The sequence below is a fragment of the Streptomyces sp. TLI_146 genome (assembly GCF_002846415.1).
In the GTDB taxonomy this organism is placed as follows: Bacteria; Actinomycetota; Actinomycetes; order Streptomycetales; family Streptomycetaceae; genus Streptomyces.
This window is the reverse complement of sequence record NZ_PJMX01000001.1, coordinates 7211630-7230672: the sequence shown is the minus strand read 5'-3', so window position 1 is coordinate 7230672 and position 19043 is coordinate 7211630. Positions and strand designations below refer to the sequence as shown.

Annotated in this window: 14 protein-coding genes; 5 read left to right on the top strand and 9 right to left on the bottom strand. The window is 71.0% G+C overall.

Annotated features, from left to right (window positions below):
• Nucleotides 1-212 precede the first annotated feature (212 nt).
• Complete coding sequence (fdhD, locus tag BX283_RS32155) at nucleotides 213-1061, top strand: formate dehydrogenase accessory sulfurtransferase FdhD (protein ID WP_101390941.1); 849 nt, start codon at nucleotides 213-215, stop codon at nucleotides 1059-1061.
• A 19-nt stretch (nucleotides 1062-1080) separates the two neighbouring features.
• Here the strand turns inward: fdhD and BX283_RS32150 are convergent, their stop codons facing one another.
• Nucleotides 1081-1620, bottom strand: a complete 540-nt coding sequence (locus BX283_RS32150; protein WP_101390940.1) for an isochorismatase family protein — start codon at nucleotides 1618-1620, stop codon at nucleotides 1081-1083.
• Nucleotides 1621-1714: 94 nt separating this feature from the next.
• Nucleotides 1715-2170 carry a MarR family winged helix-turn-helix transcriptional regulator gene (locus BX283_RS32145; protein ID WP_101390939.1) on the bottom strand — a complete coding sequence of 152 codons (456 nt, stop codon included), beginning with the start codon at nucleotides 2168-2170 and terminating at the stop codon, nucleotides 1715-1717.
• 107 nt (nucleotides 2171-2277) lie between these two features.
• Here BX283_RS32145 and BX283_RS32140 point away from each other — a divergent pair, with 107 nt between their 5' ends.
• Complete coding sequence (locus BX283_RS32140) at nucleotides 2278-3210, top strand: zinc-binding dehydrogenase (RefSeq protein ID WP_101390938.1); 933 nt, start codon at nucleotides 2278-2280, stop codon at nucleotides 3208-3210.
• Here BX283_RS32140 and BX283_RS32135 read toward each other — a convergent pair.
• Nucleotides 3194-4228: a bile acid:sodium symporter family protein gene (locus BX283_RS32135; protein ID WP_101390937.1), complete on the bottom strand. Its 1035-nt coding sequence runs from the start codon at nucleotides 4226-4228 to the stop codon at nucleotides 3194-3196. The two genes, BX283_RS32140 and BX283_RS32135, sit on opposite strands and share 17 nt — an antisense overlap.
• A gap of 232 nt (nucleotides 4229-4460) precedes the next feature.
• Between BX283_RS32135 and BX283_RS32130 the strand changes: the two genes are divergently transcribed.
• Nucleotides 4461-5330 (top strand): LysR substrate-binding domain-containing protein, encoded by an 870-nt coding sequence (locus BX283_RS32130; RefSeq protein ID WP_101390936.1) that lies wholly within the window; start codon nucleotides 4461-4463, stop codon nucleotides 5328-5330.
• Here BX283_RS32130 and BX283_RS32125 read toward each other — a convergent pair.
• On the bottom strand, nucleotides 5305-6273 hold the full coding sequence (locus BX283_RS32125; RefSeq protein WP_101390935.1) for an Lrp/AsnC family transcriptional regulator: 969 nt from the start codon (nucleotides 6271-6273) through the stop codon (nucleotides 5305-5307). The two genes, BX283_RS32130 and BX283_RS32125, sit on opposite strands and share 26 nt — an antisense overlap.
• Nucleotides 6274-6387: 114 nt before the next feature.
• Here BX283_RS32125 and BX283_RS32120 point away from each other — a divergent pair, with 114 nt between their 5' ends.
• Nucleotides 6388-7872 (top strand): MFS transporter, encoded by a 1485-nt coding sequence (locus BX283_RS32120; RefSeq protein WP_101390934.1) that lies wholly within the window; start codon nucleotides 6388-6390, stop codon nucleotides 7870-7872.
• Between the two features lie 242 nt (nucleotides 7873-8114).
• Nucleotides 8115-9914 carry a long-chain fatty acid--CoA ligase gene (locus BX283_RS32115; protein WP_101390933.1) on the top strand — a complete coding sequence of 600 codons (1800 nt, stop codon included), beginning with the start codon at nucleotides 8115-8117 and terminating at the stop codon, nucleotides 9912-9914.
• Between the two features lie 60 nt (nucleotides 9915-9974).
• Here BX283_RS32115 and BX283_RS32110 read toward each other — a convergent pair whose 3' ends face one another.
• From BX283_RS32110 to BX283_RS32090, 5 genes are all read right to left on the bottom strand, one after another.
• On the bottom strand, nucleotides 9975-12053 hold the full coding sequence (locus BX283_RS32110) for a PQQ-dependent sugar dehydrogenase (protein ID WP_101390932.1): 2079 nt from the start codon (nucleotides 12051-12053) through the stop codon (nucleotides 9975-9977).
• A gap of 20 nt (nucleotides 12054-12073) precedes the next feature.
• Nucleotides 12074-13336, bottom strand: a complete 1263-nt coding sequence (locus BX283_RS32105; protein WP_101390931.1) for a glycosyl hydrolase family 8 — start codon at nucleotides 13334-13336, stop codon at nucleotides 12074-12076.
• A gap of 10 nt (nucleotides 13337-13346) precedes the next feature.
• Complete coding sequence (locus tag BX283_RS32100) at nucleotides 13347-14348, bottom strand: chitinase (protein ID WP_101390930.1); 1002 nt, start codon at nucleotides 14346-14348, stop codon at nucleotides 13347-13349.
• 173 nt (nucleotides 14349-14521) lie between these two features.
• Nucleotides 14522-17779, bottom strand: coding sequence for a glycosyl hydrolase family 28 protein (locus BX283_RS32095; protein ID WP_101390929.1), 3258 nt, complete (start codon nucleotides 17777-17779; stop codon nucleotides 14522-14524).
• Nucleotides 17776-19038: a glycoside hydrolase family 105 protein gene (locus BX283_RS32090; RefSeq protein ID WP_257583999.1), complete on the bottom strand. Its 1263-nt coding sequence runs from the start codon at nucleotides 19036-19038 to the stop codon at nucleotides 17776-17778. The genes BX283_RS32095 and BX283_RS32090 overlap by 4 nt, the downstream gene beginning before the upstream one ends.
• Nucleotides 19039-19043 lie beyond the last annotated feature (5 nt).

Sequence of the window (19043 nt, the reverse complement as noted above, 5' to 3'; positions counted from 1 at the left end):
AGAGATCCAACAGGCTTCCCGGCGTGCCTTTGGAGCCTTGTGTCAGCTCCCGTGCGTCCCGCGCGCACCGCGGCGCCCGCGGAAGCCTCACTCTGCGCGTGCAGGACAATGAGATCGTCGAGGTCACCTCGCCGCACGATCGCCAGGTGGCCCACGGCATCTCGCACCAAGGGCCGCTCCGGCTTCCGGCACGTACAGAATCGGGAATTGAGATGGGACGGGTCACCGAGCGCCGCCGCGTCATCCGCATCCGGGACGGGGCGGTCTCCGCCCGGCCGGACACGCTGGTGGCCGAGGAGCCACTGGAGATCCGGCTGAACGGCAGACCGCTCGCCATCACCATGCGCACCCCGGGCGACGACTTCGCGCTGGCGGCGGGGTTCCTGGTCAGCGAGGGCGTGATCGCGGCGGCCGACGAGGTGCAGTCGATCGTCTACTGCGCCGGGGCGACCGCCGAGGGCGTCAACACCTACAACGTGGTGGACGTGAAGCTCTCCCCCGGCGTCGAGGTCCCCGACATCACGCTGGAGCGCAACGTCTACACCACGTCGTCGTGCGGTCTGTGCGGCAAGGCCAGCCTGGACGCCGTCCGTACGCAGGCGCGCTTCCCGATCGCCGACGCTCCCCCGGTCCGCGTCACCCCCGAGCTGCTCGCGAGCCTCCCGGACCGGCTGCGGGCCGCCCAGCGCGTCTTCGACCGGACCGGGGGTCTGCACGCGGCCGCGCTCTTCTCGGAGGAGGGCGAGCTCCTCGACGTACGGGAGGACGTGGGGCGGCACAACGCGGTGGACAAGCTGGTGGGGCGGGCTCTGCAGGACGGGCGGCTGCCGCTGTCGCGGGCGGTGCTCCTGGTCTCGGGGCGGGCCTCGTTCGAGCTGGCCCAGAAGGCCGTGATGGCCGGGATCCCGCTGCTCGCCGCCGTCTCGGCGCCCTCGTCGCTCGCCGTCGACCTGGCCGCCGAGACCGGCCTGACCCTGGTCGGCTTCCTGCGGGGCGCCTCCATGAACGTGTACGCGGGCGAGCACCGCGTCGCCCTGGAGGCTCCGGCCACCCAGGGCTGACGGGCCCGCCGCCGGCGTCCTACACGCCGTGCGCCGTCGCGAAGACGACCTCCGGGGCGGGCCGGACGGTGCCGAGACGCGGGAAGTTCAGGCCGACCGCCGCCCGGTGCTCGTCCACGGTGAGCGCCGCCATGGCGTCCTCGGCGAAGACGAGCTCGTAGCCGAGGTCGGCGGCGGCGCGGGCGGTGGACTCGACCCCGAGGTTGGTGGCGATGCCGCCGAACACGAGCGTGGTGACACCGCGTTCGGACAGCAGCTCGTGCAGACCGGTGCCGTGGAAGCCGCCGATGGTCCGCTTGACGACGGTCAGGTCGCCCTCCGCCGCGAGTCCCGCCACCAGGTCGCTGCCGGGCGGCTGCACCTCGACGTGCGGCCGCTCGACGCGGACGAGTACGACGGTGGCGCCCGCCGCGCGGGCGCGGGCCGCCAACTCCTTGGCGGTGGCGACCACTTCGTCCCCCGAGCGGGGTGCGAGCGGCAGCGCGGTGATGCGGTCCATCAGATCGACGAGGACGAGCGCGGTACGGGCGGGATCCAGCGGAGCGTCAGGTGCGGTCATGACGGCACGCTACCGCCCCGATGATCAAGAAGGCGGCCGGGGGCGGCACTTGCGGCCACCGCGACGGCCGAAGGCGCCCTTCGCGGCAGTCGCCCTACTCCAGCTCCTCCGCCCCGATCCGCCGCAGCAGCGCCATCAGCTGCTCGCGTTCGGCCGCGTCCAGCGGTGCCAGGAGTGCGTCGTTGGCCCGCTCGGCTGCCACCGCGCAGCGCGTCAGCATCGCCTCCCCCCGAGGGGTGACCGTGACCGCGTTCTTGCGGCGGTCGCGGGGGTCCGGCTCGCGTACGACGTATCCGTCGGCCTGGAGGTCGTTGAGGACGCCGACCAGGTCCTTGGGGTCGAGCGAGATCCGGCGCCCGAGGTCGGCCTGGGCGAGCGGCCCGTACTCGGAGACGGCCGCCAGCACGGCGTGGTGCCACATCTTGGCGCCCTCGTGCGCGATGGCCGCCGCCACGAGGGCGCGGCCCCGGGTGGCCGCCCGGCCGAGGACCCAGCTGGGCAGGGCCTGGATGCGCTGGAGGGCGGGGAGGGAGTCGGCGCGTTCGGTCACGGTGTCGACCTTACCCAGAAACCATTGGACTCCCCAATGACTTCCGGTCTATCGTTTGAACTCGTTGGGACCACCAATGAATCCATCGCACTCACCCGGGAGAGTCCATGCGCCGTGTTCGCTTCGAGGTCAACGGCGGCCCCGAGGTCCTGTTCACCGAGGACGTCGAGGCCCCCGCGCCCGGCCCCGGCGAACTGCTGATCCGCGCCGACGCGATCGGCGTCACCCTCCCCGTCGTACGCAAGGTGCGCGAGGGCAAGGAGCCGTTCCCGCTCGGCGGCGAGGTCGCGGGAACGGTCGTCGAGGTCGGCGAGGGCGTCACCGCCTTCTCCCCGGGCGACCGCGTGACAGGGCTCTGCTTCTCGCACGGGTACGCCGAACTGGCCGTCCTCCACGAGGCCATGACCTCCCGCATCCCCGACCACGCCTCCTGCGTCGAGGCGGTCGCGCTCGTCCGCAGCGGGCTGGTGGCGCGCGGCGCCTACGAATCGGCGCGGCCGCGGCCGGGCGAGTCGGTCCTGGTGACGGCGGCGGCCAGCGCGGTCGGGCAGATCGCGCTCCAACTGGCCAGGGCGGGCGGCGCGAGCCGGGTGGTCGCGGCCGTGAGCTCGGCCGAGAAGGCCGATTTCGTACGGGAGATGGGCGCCGAGGAGGTCGTGCTCTACGGCGACGAGTCCTGGGGCGAGCCGGTCGACGTCGTCCTCGACGGCGTCGGCGGCGGGCTGCTCAAGCCCGCGGTGAAGGCGCTGGCGCCCGGCGGGCGGCTGGTCGCCTTCAGCTCCGGCGGCGGCACCGTCGAGGTCTACGACCTGCTGGTCGGCGGCAAGTCGGTGATCGCCTTCCAGATGGCGCTGATCGCCCGCGGCAAGCCGGAGCTGTACGCGGCCTGGCGCGACGAGCTGTGGGAGCTGCACCGCGGCGGCGCGCTGCGCGCGGCCGTCCACGCCGAACTGCCGCTGGAGGAGGCCGCCCGCGCGCACGAACTGATCGACTCGCGGCGCAACCTGGGCAAGGTGGTGCTCGTCACCGGCGCCGCGTGAGGACGGGCGCCGCCGCGCCCCGGGCGACCGGGCCGGACTCCTCCAGCGGGTCGCGCGCCCGCCGTCTGGCGAGCACCGCGCAGACCATCAGCTGCATCTGGTGGAAGAGCATCAGCGGCAGCACCGCGAGCGCCGCGTCGGCGCCGAACAGGACGCCGGCCATGGGCAGTCCGGCCGCGAGGCTCTTCTTGGACCCGGCGAACTGGATCGCGATCCGGTCGCCCCGACCGAACCCGAGCCGCTTCGCCCCGTACCAGCTCAGCGCGAGCATCGCGGCGAGCAGCACCGCCTCGACCCCGAGCAGCGCGCCCAGGCGGGCCGGGCTCACCTGGTGCCAGATGCCCCGGACCATGCCCTCGCTGAACGCGGTGTAGACGACCAGCAGGATCGAGCCCCGGTCCACCAGGCCCAGCACCTTCTGGTGCCGGGTGAGAAAACCTCCCACCCAGCGCCGCAGCAACTGCCCGCAGGCGAACGGGACCAGGAGCTGGAGGGCGATCTTCAGCACCGAGTCCGCCGAGACGCCTCCGGCGCCGCCGCCGAGCAGCAGCGCCGCGAGCAGCGGGGTCACGAAGATCCCCGCCAGGCTGGAGAAGGAGCCCGCGCAGATCGCCGCGGGCACGTTTCCGCGCGCGATCGAGGTGAACGCGATCGAGGACTGGATGGTCGACGGGACCAGGCACAGGAACAGGAGGCCGTGGTAGAGGTCCGGGGTCAGCACCACCGGCACCAGAGCGCGCGCGGCGAGCCCGAGCACCGGGAAGAGCACGAACGTGCAGGCCAGGACCGTCACATGGAGCCGCCAGTGGCGCAGCCCGTCCAGCGCCTGCCGGGTGGAGAGCCGGGCCCCGTACAGGAGGAAGAGCAGGGAGACGGCCCCGGTCGACGCGCCGCTCGCCACCCGCGCGGCGCCGCCGGAGACCGGGAGCAGCGCCGCCAGGGCGACCGTGCCGATCAGCGTCATGATGAACGGGTCGATCGGCAGCCAGGACGGCAGCTGGGGCGTGCGGCGGTTCATCGGCTCCACTCGGCTCTTCGCTCGGCGCGTTGGCGGGTCTTCACGGGCGGTCGGGTCGTACGGCGGGTCCGGCCGCCCTCCGTCGAGTCGTACCGCGGGTCGCGCCCGGTCGGGTCGTACGGCGGGTCCCACCCCGCCCGGTCGGACCTTCCCGATCATTCCCTCCGCCTGACCGATCGGGAATCCCGTACACCACTCTGACTGTCATCGCGTTCCGCGATAACCTGCTGCCGTGTACGAGCCGCACCAGCTCCGGACCTTTCTCGCCGTCGCCCAGACGCTCAGCTTCACGCAGGCCGCGCGGCGCCTCGGGCTGCGGCAGTCGACGGTCAGCCAGCACGTGCGGCGCCTGGAGGAGGCGACCGGGCGGCCGCTGTTCAGCCGCGACACGCACAGCGTCCGGCTCACCGAGGACGGCGAGGCGATGCTCGGCTTCGCCCGGACGATCCTGGCCGCGCATGAGCGGGCGGCCGCCTACTTCACCGGGACCCGGCTGCGCGGACGGCTGCGGTTCGGCGCCTCCGAGGACTTCGTGCTCACCCGGCTGCCGGAGGTCCTGGAGGCGTTCCGCCGCGACCATCCCGAGGTCGACCTGGAGCTGACGGTCGAGCTCTCCGGCACCCTGCACCGCCGCCTGGAGGCGGGCCGCCTCGACCTGGTGCTCGCCAAGCGGCGCCCCGGCGACACCCACGGCGAGCGGGTCTGGCAGGACACCCTGTGCTGGATCGGCGCGCCGGGACTGCGCCTTGACCCGGACCGGCCGGTGCCGCTGATCCTCTTCCCGCCGCCGGGCATCACCCGGGCGCGGGCGCTCGAAGTGCTGGAGGAGCACGGGAGGCCGTGGCGGATCGCCTGCACCAGCGCCAGCCTGAGCGGACTGGTCGCGGCGGCCCGGGCGGGGCTCGGCGTGATGGCGCACACCCGCGGTCTGGTCCCGCCGGGGCTGGTACCGCTGCCGCCGAGGTCGGGGCTGCCCGAGCTCGGGCCGGTGGACTTCGTGCTGCTGCACGGCGGGCGCCGCCCCTCGGCGCAGGAGGCGGCGGACGCGCTCGCGGCGGCGATCCTGGCGAGCGGCCTCAGCCCGCGTACGTCAGCCGCTTGACCTGGCGCAGTAAGGGCGCGGTCTCCACGTGCCGGACCCCTTCCAGGGTGCCGAGCTTCTCGCTGAGGTACGTGTAGAGGCCGGCCGGGTCGCGGCAGATGACCACCGCGACCAGGTTGGCGGGCCCCGAGGTGGCCCCGGCGAAGGCGACCTCCGGGTGCGAGGCGAGGGCCTCGCCCACACTGGCCAGCGCCGAGGGCGCCACCGTGATCCACAGCAGCGCCCTGCTGCGGAAGCCGAACCGGGTGCTGTCGAACTCGACGTCGATGAACAGCGCTCCGCGGCGCAGCAGCTGGTCCAGGCGCCGTTTGACGGCGGACTCCGAGCGGCCGGTGGCCTTCTGGAGCTCTGGGTAGGACGCCCGGCCGTCGCGCGCGAGCGCGGCGATGAGGGCCTCGTCCTCCTCGTCGAGCCGGATCGGGCCGGACGGCGGCTGCACCGGTGCGGGCAGCAGTGCGGCCCGCTCCTCGGCGGTGAGCGCCGAGCCCTTGGTGAACCAGCCGAGCGGGCCGCCGTAGAAGCGGTGGAGCAGCTGGTGGGCGCCGATCTCCACGATGCTCGGGGTGCGCGGCAGCTTGCCGAGCAGCAGCGCCTCGTGGTCCTCGGGCCGGCGCGACTCGGTCGTGCAGACCACCTCGGTGCCGCCCGAGGTCAGCCCGATCCAGGCGGTGTCGGGCCGCCGGGCCAGCGCCGTGGCGATGGAGACGGACGCGTCGGGGGTGCAGCGCAGCCGCAGCATCCAGCGGGTGTGGCCGAGCCGTTCGGTGTCGCGGACCCCCACGACCCGCAGTTCGCCCTCCGCGTACAGCCTGCGGTAGCGGCGGGCGACGGTCTGGTCGGAGACGCCGAGCACGGCGGCGATCTTGCTGAAGGGGGCCCGACCGTCCAGGACGAGCGCGCTCACGAGCCGCTGGTCCAGTTCGTCGAACTCGGGTGAATCCATCGGCCTGAGCCCTCCCGATGTCGGATTCCTGCGTGTCAGGCGGACTGGGTGGAGCTTCGGTCCGGCCGGAACCGATCGTACGGGACGTCGAAAGAACTAGGTCGGAGGAATGTCATGCGCAAGTGGGGGCCGTTGGTCGCCGTGTCCCTGGGAACGTTCATGCTCTTGCTGGACGTGACCATCGTGACGGTGGCGCTGCCGGACATGGCGAGTTCGCTGGACGCCTCGCTGTCGAGCCTTCAGTGGGTGATCGACGTGTACGCGCTGGCGCTGGCCGCGCTGCTGCTCGGGGCGGGCGCGGGCGCCGACAAGGCGGGGCGCCGGAAGTTCTACGCGGCGGGCACGGTGCTCTTCGCGGGCGCCTCGCTCGCCTGCGGTCTGGCGGGCGACGCGGGGACGCTGATCGCGATGCGCGCGCTCCAGGGGGTCGGCGCCGCCGCGATGTTCGCCACCACGCTGCCGCTGCTCGGCGCCGCCTACCAGGGCCGGGACCGCTCGGTGGCGCTCGGCGTGTGGGGCGCGGTCAACGGCGCGGCCGCGGCTCTCGGCCCGATTCTGGGCGGGCTGCTCACCGAGGGCTTCGGCTGGCGGTGGATATTCTTCGTCAACCTGCCGGTGAGCGCGGCCGCGGTGTGGCTGACGGTCCGGGTGGTCCCGGAGTCCAAGAGCCCGGCGGGCGGGCGCACCGACTGGGCGGGCACGGTCCTGTTCGCGCTCTTCGCCGGCACCCTCACCTACGGCGCGGTGAACGCGGGCACCGACGGCTGGGGCGACTCCCGCACCCTGCTCTCCTTCGCCGCCTCGGCGGCCGCGCTGCTGGTCTTCGTCGTGGTGGAGAGGCGTACAGAACGGCCGCTGATGGATCTGTCGCTGCTGCGGCGCCCGGCGTTCGTCGGCGTCCTGGTGGCGGCGCTCGCGCTGAACTCGGCCGCCTTCGGCGTGCTCCCGTACACCTCGATCTGGCTCCAGACGCTCCTGGACATGAGCCCGGTGACCGGCGGTCTGGCCCTTGTGCCGCTGGCGCTGGCGTCCTTCGTGACCTCGGCGCTGGGCGGGCGGTTCCTGCACGGCGTCTCGCAGCGGCTGCTGATCTGCCTCGGGCTGCTGCTGATCGCGGCCGGGCTGTTCGGTCAGGCGATGCTCGACGCGGGCTCCGACTGGACGACGCTGGTGGCGGGTCTCGTGGTGACCGGCATCGGGGTGGGCCTGGTCAGCCCGGCGCTGGCGTCGGCGGCGCTCGCCTCGGTGCCGCAGCGCAGCAGCGGCATGGCGACCGGCGCCATGAACACCATGCGCCAGCTCGGCTACGCGGTGAGCATCGCGGTGTTCGGCACCCTCGCCACCTCCCGGATGGCCGACTCGCTGCACAGCGCGCCCGAGGCCCGGGCGCTCGCGGGCGGCGCGGCGGGTTCGCTGCGCGGCCGGGTCCCCGACGAGGCGCTGCACTCCGCGTTCGCCTCGGGCCTGAACGGCGCCGCGGTGGCGGCCGGGGCGCTCGCCGTGGTGGCCGGGCTCGCCGTGTTCGCGCTGGTACGGACGCCGAAGGCCGCGCCCGCCCAGGTACGGACCAATGTCGCGGTCCCCGTAGAGCGGGCGTGACCAGGTCGTACAGATTCCGTGGAGAAAAAACCGACCGCATCCGACTCGGGGGTCGCGATGCGGGGCGGGCGGGCCTGGCACCGCCGCGCTCACGGTGCTGACCTGTGGTGATGGTGGACCTCGTCGCACTTGACCGTATTCCTTGACGCCCCTCCCGTCGGGACCCCGGGTGGGGTACCGTCACCGGCGCTGTGCGGAGCGCCACAAGGAGCAAGGTATTGCGCGAGTTCACTGTCCCACCCATGGCGACGGCGCCTCACGTCGGCGGGCTGGCGGACGTCGTGTTCGACCACGCCCTCGACGATCCCGACCGGGCCGCGCTGGCCCGCAAGGACGCGGCGGGCCAGTGGCAGGACGTGACCTCGGCACGCTTTCGCGACGAGGTGCTGGCCCTCGCCAAAGGGCTGATCGCGGACGGTGTGCGGTTCGGCGACCGGGTCGCGATCATGTCCCGCACCCGTTATGAGTGGACGCTCTTCGACTTCGCGCTCTGGTCCATCGGCGCCCAGCCGGTCCCCATCTACCCGACCTCCTCCGCCGAGCAGGTCTTCTGGATGCTGCACGACTCCGAGGTCACCGCGTGCGTGGTCGAGCACGAGGACCACGCCATGACCATCGGCTCGGTGGTGGACCGGCTGCCGCACCTCAAACGGCTGTGGCAGCTCGACGCGGGGGCGCTAGGCGAGCTCCTGGCGGTGGGCGAGCAGATCGACGACGACGTGGTGCACCGCCACCGGCGCGCGGTCACCCCCGAGTCCACCGCGACCGTCATCTACACCTCCGGCACCACCGGCCGCCCCAAGGGCTGTGTGATCACCCACGCCAACTTCATGTTCGAGGCGGACACCATGGTCGCCCGCTGGGAGCCGGTGTTCCACTCGCGCCCCGGCGACGAGGCGGCCACCCTGCTGTTCCTGCCGCTGGCGCACGTCTTCGGCCGGATGGTGGAGGTCGCCGCGGTCCGGGGCCGGGTCAAGCTCGGCCACCAGCCCGCGCTCTCCGCCTCCGCGCTCCTGCCCGACCTCCAGTCGCTGCGGCCCACCTTCATCCTGGCCGTGCCGTACATCTTCGAGAAGGTCTTCAACGCGGCCCGCAGGCGCGCCGAGGCGGACGGCAAGACCGGTCCGTTCGACAAGGCCGTGGACATCGCGGTGAAGTACGCGGAGGCGATGGAGCAGAAGTCCTTCGGCCTGGGGCCCGGGCCCTCGGCGGGGCTGCGGATGCAGCACCAGTTCTTCGAGAAGGTCGTGTACGGCAAGGTCCGCGAGGCGATGGGCGGACGGGTGCGGCACGCCATGTCCGGCGGCTCCAGCATGGGCCGCCGTCTGGGGCTGTTCTTCGCCGGCGCGGGCGTGACGATCTACGAGGGGTACGGCCTGACCGAGTCCACGGCCGCCGCCACCGCCAACCCGCCCGAGCGCACCCGGTTCGGCACGGTCGGCCAGCCGGTGCCCGGCACCACCGTGCACATCGCGGAGGACGGCGAGGTGTGGCTGCACGGCGGCCAGGTCTTCTCCGGCTACCTCAACGAGCCCAAGGCGACCGAGAAGGTGCTCAAGGACGGCTGGCTGGCCACCGGTGACATCGGCGCGCTCGACGAGGACGGCTATCTGACCATCACCGGCCGCAAGAAGGAGATCCTGGTGACCTCCGGCGGCAAGAGCGTCTCGCCGGTGGCCCTGGAGGAACGGGTCCGGGCCCACCCGCTGGTGGCCCAGTGCATCGTCGTCGGCAACGACCGCCCGTACATCGCGGCCCTGGTCACCCTCGACCAGGAGGGCGTGGACCACTGGCTGGCGATGCGCAACAAACCGTCGATGACCGCGTCCGAGCTTGTGCGCGACCCCGACCTGGAGACCGAGGTGCGGCGTGCGGTGGTCGCCGCCAACACCCTGGTCTCCCAAGCCGAGCAGATCCGTACCTTCCGGATCCTCGCCCATCAGTTCACCGAGGAGCACGGTCTGCTCACCCCGTCGCTCAAGCTGAAGCGGCGGGCCATCGAGGAGGCCTACACGGTGGAGGTGGACGCCCTGTACCACTGAGCCGTCGTGGTACAGGGCGCGCCGCCCCCCGTAGACCGGTCGACTCACCTCCCGTTCAGCTCACTTGATCAGCACCTTGAAGACCTTGTCCGAGCCGTCGGGTGCGTCGCCGTTGTTGTCGCAGTTGGTGGTCGACAGCCACAGCGCGTCCTCGCCGGGCACCTTGGTGACCGTGCGCAGCCGTCCGTAGGAGCCGACGTAGTACGCGGTGGGGGTGCCCACGCTCTCGGTGTCGCCGTTGATCGGGACGCGCCACAGCCGCTCGCCCTTGAGCGCCGCCATGTAGACGACGTTGCGGACGACGGCGATGCCGCTGGGCGAGGCCTGGCCGGTGGGCCAGGACGCCTTGGGGTTGGTCATCCCGGCCGTGGAGCAGGAGCCCTCGCAGACCGGCCAGCCGTAGTTGCCGCCCGGCTTGATGAGGTTGAGCTCGTCCTTGGAGCTGTTGCCGAACTCGGCCTCCCACAGCCGCCCGTTGCGGTCGAACGCCAGGCCCTGCGGGTTGCGGTGGCCGTAGCTGTAGACGTAGGTGCCGAACGGGTTGCCGGGGGCCGGTTTGCCGTCGGTGGTCATACGCAGGATCTTGCCGTTGAGCGAGCCCTTGTCCTGGGCGAGGTCGGGGGTCTGGGCCTCACCGGTCGAGGCGTACAGATACCCGTCCGGGCCGAACGCGAGCCGTCCCCCGTTGTGGTACTTGCTCTTCTTGATCCCCTTGAGCAGGACGGTGTAGTCGGCGAGCGTGCTCCCGTTGTACGTCATACGCGCCACCCGGTTGCCCTCGGAGGCGCTGTGCATGAAGTAGACGTAGTGGTTGCTCGCCCACTTCGGGTCGACGGCGACGCCCATCAGCCCGCCTTCACCGTTGGTGGTGACCGACTCCGGCACAGTTCCGACCTGCGTCCTGGTGCCGCTCGGGGTCACCTTGAACACCTTGAAGCTGTCCCGCTCGGTGACCAGTGCGCTCGATCCGTCCGGCATCCAGAACGTGCCCCACGGAATCGTCCAGCCGCTGGAGAGCGTGCTGATGGAGGACGGCACACCTCCGTCGCTGCGGCAGGCGCCGGTGGTGAAGGCGACCGCGTTGCTGTCCGGCGAGGTATTGCCGCCCGCGTCCTTGGCGACCACGGTGAGCGTGTACGCGCTGTCGCAGGCGAGCCCGGTCACGGTGGTACTGGTGGCGGGCGGTTTCCCGGTGACCCTCTGGTAGACGCTGGTCCCGCTGCGCACCTCGTACGCGGTGACGCCCTTGTCGTCGGTGGACGCGCCCCACTTCAGGTCCGCGCTGCCGGCGGTGACGTTGGACGCGGTGAGCGTGCCGGGCTTGGTCGGCGGGGTGGTGTCGGTGCTGGGCCGGGTGGTGCAGTCGGCGGCGGGGCTGGCCGGGGAGACGTTTCCGGCCGCGTCGCGGGCGAACACCGTGAGGTTGTACGCGGTGTTGGGGGTCAGACCCGTGAGGGTGTCGGAGGTGAGGTTGCCCGCCACCTCGCCGATCTTGTTGCCGTGCTCGTACACGTCGTACATCGCCACGCCCACGTTGTCGCTGGAGGCGCCCCAGGTGAGGGTGAGCGAGTCCTCGGTGATCGCCGAGCAGCTGGGCGCGCCGGGCGCGGTGGGGGCCTGGCCGTCGCCGCCGGAGGCCGCGAAGTCGACGTAGTCGATGTTGGCGAGCCCCGTCGCCGTGGTGGCGCTGAGCCGGATCTTGTTGCTGCCCGCCTTCACCGGAGCGGTGAGGGTGGACGTGGCCCAGGTGTCCCAGTCGGCGGTGGCGTTGAACGCGCGCGCGGTGGCGACGGCCGTGCCGTTGACCAGGACGTCGGCGGGGCGGTTGGCGGTGGTGCCGTTGGCGTAGCGGATGCCGACCGTGGCGTTGCCCGCGGCGGCCGCGTCTACGGTGAACTCGACGTAGGCGCCCACCGCGTTGTTGGAGTTGACGAACCCGGTGCCCGAATATCCGGTGTGGTTGGTGTCGACGGTGGAGCCCGCCGAGTAGGTGCCCTTCTCCGCCTCGTACCGCGTGGGGGCGGCGGACGCGGACTGCGGGACCGCCTGCACCAGACCCGCGCAGAGCAGCAGCACGGCGCTCGCTGCCGTCTTCCGCGCCAGGCTTCTCGCAGGTCGTGGGGGTTGCGCGAGACGCATCTGATCCTCCTTCAAACCCTTTATGGCACCCAGTAGTTGCCGGATGCGACGATCATCGACTGGAGCTGGACGCTGGCGCCGTAGTAGAGCTTCGGGTCCACCGGGGTGGCGGCGAGCTTGCCCCAGAGCGCGTCGAGCCAGGTCTGCGAGCCGGGGTCGGTGAGCGCCGCGACGGCGAACGGGGCGGTGAACGCCATGTCCTTGCCGCTCTCGTAGGCCGAGCCGTTGAGGTGGTAGCCCGTGCCGATCTTGTTCGGGTCGCCGCCGGTCCTGGCCTTGATCCAGCCGTTGAGCTTGCGCGCGGAGGCGAGCGAGGCGGCGTCCCCGCTGGTCACCGCGTCCGTGGCGATCCGCCATGGGTCGCGGCAGGCGTTCCAGCCGAAGTCGCCGTCGTGGGAGCTTTCGAGCACCTTGCCCGGGGCGGGCTTGGGCGTTCCGTCGGTGTTGACGACGAAGTCGGCCAGCAGCCCGGTGGCAGCGGCGTACTTGGACTGCTGCGAGGTGATGAGGTTCTGGTGGGCGGCGCGGATGGTGTCCCAGGCGCCGTCGCCGGTCGCGGTGCGGAACGCCCGGAAGTGGTCGATCAGCCAGTCCGAGGAGCGGGTGATCCAGTGGTGCGACTCGCCGGACCCGGACCAGTCGCCGAGCAGCATCAGGTGGGTGGTGGCATTGACCTCGCTCTTCTTGATGCCGGCTATGTGCTTCACCGCCAGCTGCTTGTAGTCGTACGTACCGGTGCTCCCCCACTGCCTGTCGGCGAGCAGCAGTCCGTACGCCACGTCGAGGTCGCCGTCGGTGGCCGAGTCGGAGCCGTCGACGCTCTTGCAGGAGGAGTCCTGCTCGGCGGCGAGCAGAGCGGAGTTGTTCACCGAGGGGTGGGCCAGGGTGTACTTGACCAGACCGTCGAAGATCTTCTTCGCGTCGGGATCCGCCCCCGCCATCAATGCGGTGACGACCATCCCGTACCCCTGCCCCTCGGCCACATAGGGGTGGTCGGCGTCCGGCGAGAGCACCTGGTACCAGCCGTTGCCGCAGTTGTGCTTCACGAACGCGGACTTCCACGCCTTGTAGGTGGTGACGACCTGCTGGTCGACCGCCGCCTGGGTACCGCTCGGTTTCAACGTGCCTGCGGCGTACGGGAATTGGTGGCTGCCGAACGGGACTGCCGGACCGGCCGCGGCGGCCGCCGGCGTGGTCGCGAGCGCGGTGCCCAGGAGGCCCACGGCGGCGATGAGGACACCCGCCACGCGACCGCGCGGCCCTGTGGACTGCTGCTGTGTCATCGTCACTCCCTCAGCCCGTGTACTGGACGACGATCTTGGTGAAGGCGTAGGGCGCCTGGGAGACCCCGCTGCACGCGTCGCCACTGCCGCCCGAGCCGCACTGGCGGTCCCGGTTGACCGACCAGAAGGAGTACCGCGCGATGTGGTGCTGCTTGGCGTAGCCGAGGATGGTCCGGAAGTCGCCGGTGGTGACGGTCTCACCGGCCTCGTCGGTCCTGCCGTTCATGGACGACACACCGATGTGCCGGTACGCGGCGTCGTCGCCGTAGCCGTACGCGCTCTTCACCGCGGACTTCAGTCCTTCCAGGGCGCTCACGGTCGCCGAGCCCATGGAGCCGCTGTGGCCGCCGAAGTCGAACGGCATGATCACCCAGCCGTCGTTGGCGAGCCCGGCCGCGGCGCCCTTCTTGATGAGGTCCTTGCCGTCGGCGTCCGGCCCGCCGGGCGTGGTCCCCATGGTCACGTAGGTGACGATCCCGGGGTTGTTCGTCTTCACGATCTTCAGTGCGTCGACGACCCGCTTGCGTACGGTCGCGTTGGAGAACTCGGTGTTCTCGATGTCGATGTCCAGCGCCTTCAGGTGGTACGCGTTGATCACCTTCTGGTAGGCACCGGCCAGCGCGGAGGCGCTGGAGCACTTCTCGCCGAGCTTGTTGCCGCTCCAGCCGCCGACGGAGACGACGACGTCGCCGCCCGCACCCCGGATGGCGTTGATCGCGGACTGGTCCGAGCCGCCGGTGAGCGCCCGCGACCCGTCCCACTTCGGGTTGCAGCCGCCGTCGGAGAGGACGAAGGCGAGGGTGAACCACTTGACGCCGGTGGCGGCCATGACGTCGGTGGGCTTCTGCGGGTTGCCCCAGCCCAGATACTCGTAGGGGGCGGCGGCCATGGTGCCCGCGGCGAGCGGCGCGGAGGCGACGGCCTTGGGCCCGGACGCCACCAGGGGCAGGACGAGACAGCCGAGGCCGGCGGCGACCGCGGCGGCGCGGCGTCGGGGAGCGGCAACGTGCATGGGGGGTCGGTCCTTTCGAGGGGGGAAAGGTGCGTCAGGAAAGACGAGTTAGGAAAGCTTCCTAACCATCACTGCATAGCAGTGCCTGAAGCGCCTGATGTCAATGCCTCGCGTAGTCCCAACTTCCGCTTGTGGCAGGCATGTTGGGGGTTTTGGGGTGGGAGCGCCCGGGATCAGCCCCGCCCGGAACCGGCTTCCGGGGCTCGCGATCCGGGTGCCGCGTACGCCGAGCCCAGCCACGTCTCGTCGATCCGCAGACGCTTGTAGCGGGCGCTGTCGGAGGAGGCCGCGTAGGTGCTGGTCACTTCGAGGCGCACATGGCGGGTCGTGGTCGCCGGGAGGTCGATGATCGCGACGCCCCGCGCGCTGGGGAGCGTGCCGGACTTCACCGGGCTCCCCCAGGTGCTCCCGTCCGCGCTGACGTACACCTTGTAGCCCTTGATGCGCGCCGACTGCTCGGTGTCGGACCTCGCGTAACTCACCGAGTCCTCACGCTGGTTGACGCCCAGGTACTGGATCTTCCTGGCCGAGCCGAGGTCGTAGTCGAGCCGCACCGGGAGGGTCTTGCCGCTGTCCCAGTACGTCAGATAGCTGCCGTCCGCCGCGGCCGCGGCCCCGTGTCCGCTCGCCGAGGCGCTGGCGGTCATGGTGTAGGTGTCTGCGGGGATGATCCCGGTGCGCCCGGCCGTGGTGACCTTGAAGACGGTGTCGTACGGGTCCCAGCCGCCCAGGCCGCTGAGGGTGAGCGTGCCGCCGGACTGGCTGTACGAAATCGCCGCGCCGGTGCGGAGGTTGGTCACTGCGGAAACCCGGTAGCCGTTGTCGCGCAGCTTGAGGACCGAAGTGCTGGGCGGGGTGATGACGTGGACGTACTGCCGGTCGGGGTCGGTCCTGCTGATCGTGGTGACGCCGTGGGCGCCGTCGTTCCAGAACCCGGGCTTGAGCCCGCCGTACAGGTATCCGCCACCCTCGACGCCGTGCAGCGACTCCCAGATGGGGCCCAGATAGCCGTTGGCGAAGTCGTTGAAGGAAGCCTGGTTGGCCGGGAACTTCCCGTTCACCTGGGCCGTTTCTGCCATGAGGGCTTTCACCGACGACCCGGCGTTGGTGACGAGCCGTCCCAGGGTGAGCTTCTTGTCGACGCCCGGATTCGATCCGTCGTACCACCAGGCGCCGGTGGACGGCAGTTTGAAGTCGGCCTCGGTGAGCCGCGGCTGCGCGGTGTAGAGCGCCTGCGGATAGTCGTAGGCGGGGCTCATCCCGGTCTTCTGCTCGTTGCTGATCATATCCATGACCGGCGTGTCTTCGTTGTTGTTGCTGAGCGTGAAGGAGGGGCGTTTCTGCTGGATCTGCTCGTACAGGTGGTGGCTCTCCCAGTAGGCGTTGTCGTTGTCGATCCAGAAGCCGCCGAGGTCGGGGTAGCGGTCCATGACCTCGAAGAAGTTGTCGTAGCTGAACTGCCCGAACCCGTCGCGGGTGGTCAGGTCGACATGGCTGCCCTTGTACGAGGAGTAGGCGCCGGAGTCCAGCCACTCATGGCCGCCCTCACTGTGCCACTGGGGGTCGTCGGTCATATAGAGGATGGTCTTCAGGCCCTTGGCCTTGGCGGCCGCGATCAGCTCGCCCAGGAAGTCCCGCTTGGTCGAGCAGCTGCCGGGGATCTTCGACGGCCAGGGGCGGGCGTAGCCCAGCCGGCTGTGGAAGCTGGCGAGGACGAGGTACTGCGCGTGCAGCTTCTGTGCCTCGCTCACCCAGTAGTCGGGCGTCCAGCCGCCGCCGGTGACATCGGACTCCCAGGCCGAGCAGCTGGTGTGCGCGGGCGCGGTCCGCTCGCCCCAGTGCAGGAAGAGCCCGGAGGTCGAGGCGCGCAGGAAGTCCTGGCGCGGGTTGGTCCCGTACCGGGGTGTGAGGGGGGTGCACGAGGAGCTGGAGCCGGAGTGGGCGACGCGCAGGGCGCCGCCGGAGGTGTTGGCGCTGTCGGTGACGCAGTAGCCGGTGATGTTCTGGAAGCCCAGGTCGTGCGGGCTGGAGCTGCCGCGCTGCGCGGTGAACCGGGTGAACCGCACCGGGCCGCCGCCGTTGGCGATGACCGCGGGGCGCCCGTCGTCGGCGGCGAACCGCACCGAGCTGTCGGTGAAGGAGACGTTGTCGGCGTTGTGCAGATACCAGCCGTAGGCGGGGCGGGTGCCGATGCTGTTCGGGTTGTAGTCCGTGGAGCTGTTGCTCGGCACCCCGGTCGACATGGTGCCGTTGCCGCCGGGGACGGTGAGATCGACGTGGGTGAACGTCACCCCGTTGATGTGGTTCGCACCGGACTCGCCCCACAGCGTCGGGCTGAAGGAGGGGCTGCTGCCGGTCGCCGTGACGTTGTCGTACGTGACGTTGCCGATGTGTCCCACGCCGGGGTTGTTGCCGCAGCGTTTGCGGGTGCCGGTCTTCAGCATGATCGGTGAGTGCACGTGGGTCATGGTGATGTCGCGGTAGTGGACGTCGCTGATGTCGGCGCCGTCCATCGACACCATGCCCAGGCCCGACTTGTCGGCGCCGTTGATGGTGATCGCCCGGAACTGGTAGTCGGTGAAGTCGCCGCAGGTCTCCGAGCCGAACATCAGCGCGTTGCAGCACTTCGCGGACAACTTGCTGTCCTGGACGGTGACATGGCCGTTGGGCAGCTTGGCGCCCAGCGCGTAGTCGCTCTTGAAGACCAGGGCGTCGTCGTTGGCGGCGATGTCGGCGTGGGTGATCGCCACATGGGTGGTGCTGATGATGTTCCAGCCGTCCCGGTCGCTCGCCGTGTCGATGCGCAGCCGGTCGGAGGCGACGTGCGAGCAGCCGTTGATGAGGGCGGCGAAGTGGCCGCCGCGCCGCAGGGTGAGCCCGCCGCCCAGGGTCAGCCCGTCGCACCGCGTCAGCGAGATGATCTTGTCGGCCTGACCGGACTTGGGGTTGCCGGTGATGAGGTTGCCGCCGCCGTCGATGACCCCGGAGCCGGTGAAGCCGATGTTGGTGAGCCGGTCACCGTAGATCATGGCGTTGTGGAAGTGGCTGTGGCCGTAGTCCTGGTACTTGTCGTACGGGTTGGACTCGGGCGGGTCGTACTTGCCGGCGCCCGACCCCTTGAGCGTGGCCCCGGCGTCGAGTTGCAGGGTGACGTCGGACTTCAGATGGAGGGTGTTCTGCGACTTGTAGGTGCCCGACGGGAACCGCACGGTGCCGCCGCCGGCGGCGTTGGCCGCCGTGATCGCCCTGTCGACGGCCGGACTGTCGTTGGCGGACCCGTCCCCCTTGGCGCCGTAGCTCTTGACGTTGAACTCGGCTGCGGGCGCCGCTGGTTGGGCGACAGACTGCGAAGGTGCCGCGAGGGCGGTGGGCTGGACGAGTACGAGCAACGCGGCCACGACGAGGCCGAGCAGCGCGGAGCATCTCTTCACCTGTCCTCCTCCAGTTGCTCGTTCATGATCAGGAAGGCGCCGAGGCCGTGGAAGTCGTTGGTGGCCCGGGTGCGTGCGACGTAGTAGGCGTAGTCACCGACGTTGGTGCCAACGGAGATGTCGGTGAGGTTGGTCCGGCCGTCCGCGCCGAGCGAGATCCGGTCGAGGACACCCCGGTAGCCGCGCTGGGCGACCGCCTCGTAGTGCGGGTCGATGTAGCCCTGGCGGGCCGCGCGGTCCAGCGCGTAGGTGAACATGCTGGAGCAGGACGTCTCCGTCCAGTTGTCGGACTTGGCTCCCTTGTCGACGATCTGGAACCAGCGGCCGGTCTTCGGGTCCTGGTAGCGCTCAAGACCGCCCGCGAGGTTGCGCAGATACGTGAGGAGCTCGGCGCGCCGGGGGTGCCCGGCGGGGAGCGCGTCCAGCACACCGACGATCGCCATCGAGTACCAGCCGATGGCGCGGCACCAGTGCTCTGGGGCGAGCCCGGTGGACTTGTCGGCCCAGCTCGCGGTGCGCGACTCGTCGTACGCGTGCTTGAGCAGGCCGTTGGCGACCTGCAAATGGCGCCCGTATACGGCGAGTTGCCGGGCCGCCTCGTCGTTGGCGTACGCGGAGTCGCCGAACTCCTTGCCGTACTCGACCAGGAACGGGTTGACCATGTACACCCCGTCGGCCCACAGCTGGTGGGCGCGGCTGCTGCTGTCGGCGTGCCAGAAGCCGCCGTCGGCGGTGCGCGGGTAGGTGGTCAGCCGGTCGCGGATCTTCTTGGCGGCGATCCGGTAGCGGTCCTGCCCGGTCTCGTGGTGGAGGATCACGAGCAGTCGGCCCGCCTGCATGCTGTCGAGGTTGTTGAAGCTCTGGCCGATCCTGCCCGAACTGTCCACGAACCGGTCGACGTAACTCTTGATGTAGGAGAGCAGCTTGGGGTCGTGGGTGCGCTGGTGGACCTGGTACTGGCCGAAGAGGTACAGCCCGACCGGGTACGACCAGCCGCCGATCGACGACGGGGTGAAGCGGGCCGTCGTCGACTTGGTCAGGGCGACCGACCAGTCCGTGGCCCGGATGTCGGACCGTTGGACCGCCCGGTGCCGGGCGGCCGTGGCGGGCCCGGTGGCGGCGCCGATCCCGCCCGCCGCGAGCGCGGCGGCCAGCACGGCCGTGAGCAGGCGGGGAGCCCGGCGGGAGATACGGCTGGAGGCGTGGGGAGCGGGAGGTGGGGTGGGGTGCGCGCGGCCGCGGCCGCGGGTTCTCTTCATGGTCA